Raw genomic sequence first — 3,350 nt, 5'->3', positions numbered from 1 at the left:
AAAACGCGTTTTTAATGAGGGTATCATCTACGGTTTCGATGAGGGTGTATAGCCCAAAATAAACCGGTCCGTCACCGTAATCAATATACACCCGGTAAAATGCCGTATCCGGAGCAACTACACCAGCTTTCCTGAATATATCAGGCACTACCTTCTCACGAAGAAATGAACTGTCTCCAGCATTACTTTGGAGATTTAACTTCTCAAATCCGTGATAGGTCTGGCCTTTCGTCTCCGGAAACTCATCCTTGTACTTGTCAAAATCAAGTTTCAAAGAGATCTTCAGGCTGCCTGACTGCCATGAACGCTGAAGGGAACTCGAACCCTTGAACCTGATGCCGACATGATCCCATACCGTGCCATTCTCGGTAACGGTGGCAGGAACAAGAACCGGATTATCCTCGTCCGATCCCATATCCCACATTCCTCCCGGGGCATGTGCTCCGGATTCCCCCTGTTCCATCTGATCGGGAGTTATATCTCCGAATCCTCCCGGAGGACCATGATTACCCATTGAACGATTCCCGGATTTTCCATATTTTTCCGTCATGTCATCCCGCATCTTCTGCCAGTTATCAGGTGTTATTGAGATATGGATCTCATGAACAACGTCATCGGAAAAGACGGTCTTATAATCAGGAGTCTGGTTCTGTTCCTTCTCCCCGACGGATACATCCTGGGCAAAACAAAGGAGCGTAAAAAGACTTGCCAGGATAATAAATAGAATTATCAGGAGTATTTTTTTCATAATTCACCAAAATATCGAGATTGTTTTGCAAGGCTTCAGAAGACAACCCGTACATCACGAAAAAACATGATGATCTTTTCGTTTTTTTAATCAGATCACCCTCTGCCCGTAGAAAAGAATAGATGATCCTGATGGTTGGAATACCAGACAAAACGGTTGAAACATCTTACCCAAGCAGGAAAAGCAGTATATTGCATAATTTTTTAGAATTACCATTATATAGTATAATGCCAAACTTTTCGGATTTATCCGAAAAGTATGGCTTAAACTATGTAGTGCATTTAGTATGCAGGCTTTAGAATAACCTTCGTTTCACTTCGATTATTCTAAAACCTTATGCAGTGCACTATAATAAGAAGGTTAACATCTCATCTTCCATGTACTTTTACGTATGTTCATGTTCTGATTAATCCGAAATTAAGCCGTATGCAATTTTGCAGATCATTCCTGCTATAACAGTACCCGGCTCAAGAAAAAAGGCTCATTATCAGGAATAGCCCTGATGAAAAGAACTGCCCCCCCTGGTTAATCACTGGTTTATCAGGGAAACGGCCTCTGTTGTGAGACATATAAAGACCGCTGCAATGAGCAGGGCAAATATGAATACCACCAGATCCATTTTATGCATACCATAGTATATTCAATTCAATATTCTAAATGTATCGATATTACCCTGCCGGATCACGCTGATCATATATACCCGACATTCATCTCCAGGCACCGGTCTTTTTTTCTATTAATTCCGATATCCGGGGGTTTGTTTTACGACGACTGAAAGAGATGCCGAAACCCGATCATGTACAAAATCTGAAATGATAGAGGAAGCAACTCAAGAGAGGAGAAGTGCATTGATGAACGATCACAACAGGTGGGTTACGATAACCATTAACAAAAACCAGTACCAGGCGATGGAGGGAGAGATCTTTCTGTCTGCAGCAATGCGTGAGGGGATAGAAATTCCTCATCTCTGTTTTGAGGAGGAATCCTGGCTGCATGGAGACTGCCGGCTCTGCATGGTAGATGTTGTCACGTGCGGAAAGACCGAGATGACCACTGCCTGCACCCTGCGGGTATATAATGGCCTGGAGGTATTGACAGACATGCCGGAGACTATCAGGTACAGGAATTCCCGGCTCGAACTCTGCCGGGCAGAGTCACCGGAATTCTTCCAAAGACGAACATCAGGGTTCTGAATACCTGATATATACCAGAATCGGGATCAGGTAGAGAACCATCAGGGGGATCTCCCCGTAGAGAAATTCCTGGCTGTCAAAGAGGAATCCGATACAGGCTGTGAGAAAAAATGCTCCGATACGAAGGGAGAGATTCCTGATATGAGATCCTTCAGCCGGTTGTATCAGGTCTCCGGGCCCTGATGCATACCCCCACATACAGAAAAGAATCAGCCCGCAGAGGATGATATTCATATGAAACAGGATCCCGTACGGAACAGGCATATCACTGTAACTATAGAGCAGTGATGAAACCGGGATGAAGACGATGGCGAGCATAAATCCAAAATCAAGGTATACAAAAAGCCTGTCCAAGACATATACACGTTTCATTATCTCAAAAACCAGGAGATAAAAGAAAGCGAGCACGATAAAGGTAAAGATGAAACTTACGCCGTCAAAGAAGATCCCGAAAAGATACCGGATAAAGTAATCGAGATCCCCGACCGCCGAACCCGAGGGAAAAGGAATGTTATTTTTTACAATAAGAGTCATTGCAAAGGCGAAAACCCCATTCATCAGGATCTCCAGCATATCCTGGGGGACCGGGCTCACCCTGACCGGTTCGGACTCTCTCATGGCCTTCCCCTCCCCGGAAGAATTGAAAAGTCTTTCCGCTCAATAATCCAGGAATCTATCAGGAAGGCAATTATCGTGAGGTAATAGAGATCCCTGGTACTTGACAGGCCATATACAGACAGGAGAATGCCGATACATGCAGTCGCCGGGATATAATACATCTTTCTGGAGACATTCCCTGCTCTTTCAGGTTTAACCTCCTGCAGGAGTCCCGGGTGACGTGAAGCATACTGCCATTCCCTCATGAGCAGGATGCCGATGATGAGCATGTTCAGATGAAAGAAGAACGAGAAGGGAGAATCTCCATTGAAGATCTCATACAAATGACTGTTGATAGGGATAAATATCACCATCATGAGGAGGAAAAAATGGAGATAGATATAATGCCGGTCAACTTTTCGCATCTGATGAAAGATATGAAAGGTAACCATCCAGATAAGGCTGATGATGATAAAAGCGTTGACAAAACCCACAATTTCAGAGAACTGCATGAGGCCGAACTGTTCTGATGTGGCATTTTGTACATAATCATTAAACGAGGGGGTCTTTATATTCTTAAACAAAAGAAGGAGAGTAAATGCAAATATGGCATTCGTAAGACGGCCGATATTGACCTTTGTTACCGGTTCATCACCCTGTATTCCGTCAGACATGTCGGTATTGAATGGTTGTTTCTCCAGATATAAAAACCGGGATACGAAGATACGATCCTTCTCCCTTTCGTCATTTCAGAAACACCGGTCTGACGAATTGTCTGACACGGGCAAAATTCACGATATTTTCAGGTTTTT

4 protein-coding genes are annotated in these 3,350 nt (G+C 43.9%); 1 reads left to right on the top strand and 3 read right to left on the bottom strand.

Going from position 1 to position 3,350, the window contains the following annotated elements; genetic code table 11:
- A partial coding sequence (locus LUQ50_RS10025; protein WP_300039696.1) for a CotH kinase family protein occupies nt 1–748 on the bottom strand: 748 nt, incomplete at its 3' end.
- An 851-nt stretch (nt 749–1,599) separates the two neighbouring features.
- On the opposite strand from LUQ50_RS10025, the gene LUQ50_RS10020 reads away from it, so the two are divergent.
- Nucleotides 1,600–1,941: a 2Fe-2S iron-sulfur cluster-binding protein gene (locus LUQ50_RS10020; RefSeq protein WP_300039695.1), complete on the top strand. Its 342-nt coding sequence runs from the start codon at nt 1,600–1,602 to the stop codon at nt 1,939–1,941.
- Here LUQ50_RS10020 and LUQ50_RS10015 read toward each other — a convergent pair.
- Together LUQ50_RS10015 and LUQ50_RS10010 are read right to left on the bottom strand one after the other, a co-directional pair.
- Nucleotides 1,930–2,559, bottom strand: coding sequence for a TMEM175 family protein (locus tag LUQ50_RS10015; protein WP_300039694.1), 630 nt, complete (start codon nt 2,557–2,559; stop codon nt 1,930–1,932). The two genes, LUQ50_RS10020 and LUQ50_RS10015, sit on opposite strands and share 12 nt — an antisense overlap.
- The gene (locus LUQ50_RS10010) at nt 2,556–3,212 is read right to left on the bottom strand and encodes a TMEM175 family protein (RefSeq protein WP_300039693.1); all 657 of its coding nucleotides are present in this window, start codon (nt 3,210–3,212) and stop codon (nt 2,556–2,558) included. The genes LUQ50_RS10015 and LUQ50_RS10010 overlap by 4 nt, the downstream gene beginning before the upstream one ends.
- Nucleotides 3,213–3,350: the final 138 nt, after the last annotated feature.

This window comes from Methanospirillum sp. (genome assembly GCF_028679455.1).
Lineage (GTDB): Archaea > Halobacteriota > Methanomicrobia > Methanomicrobiales > Methanospirillaceae > Methanospirillum.
Note: the sequence above shows the minus strand (reverse complement) of the source record. Positions and strands in the feature narration are given on the sequence as shown.

Excerpts from the sequence above, each read along its gene's own strand:
- LUQ50_RS10020 (WP_300039695.1), top strand. The coding sequence starts at position 1,600 with ATGAACGATCACAACAGGTGGGTTACGATAACCATTAACAAAAACCAG.
- LUQ50_RS10015 (WP_300039694.1), bottom strand. The coding sequence starts at position 2,559 with ATGAGAGAGTCCGAACCGGTCAGGGTGAGCCCGGTCCCCCAGGATATG.
- LUQ50_RS10010 (WP_300039693.1), bottom strand. The coding sequence starts at position 3,212 with ATGTCTGACGGAATACAGGGTGATGAACCGGTAACAAAGGTCAATATC.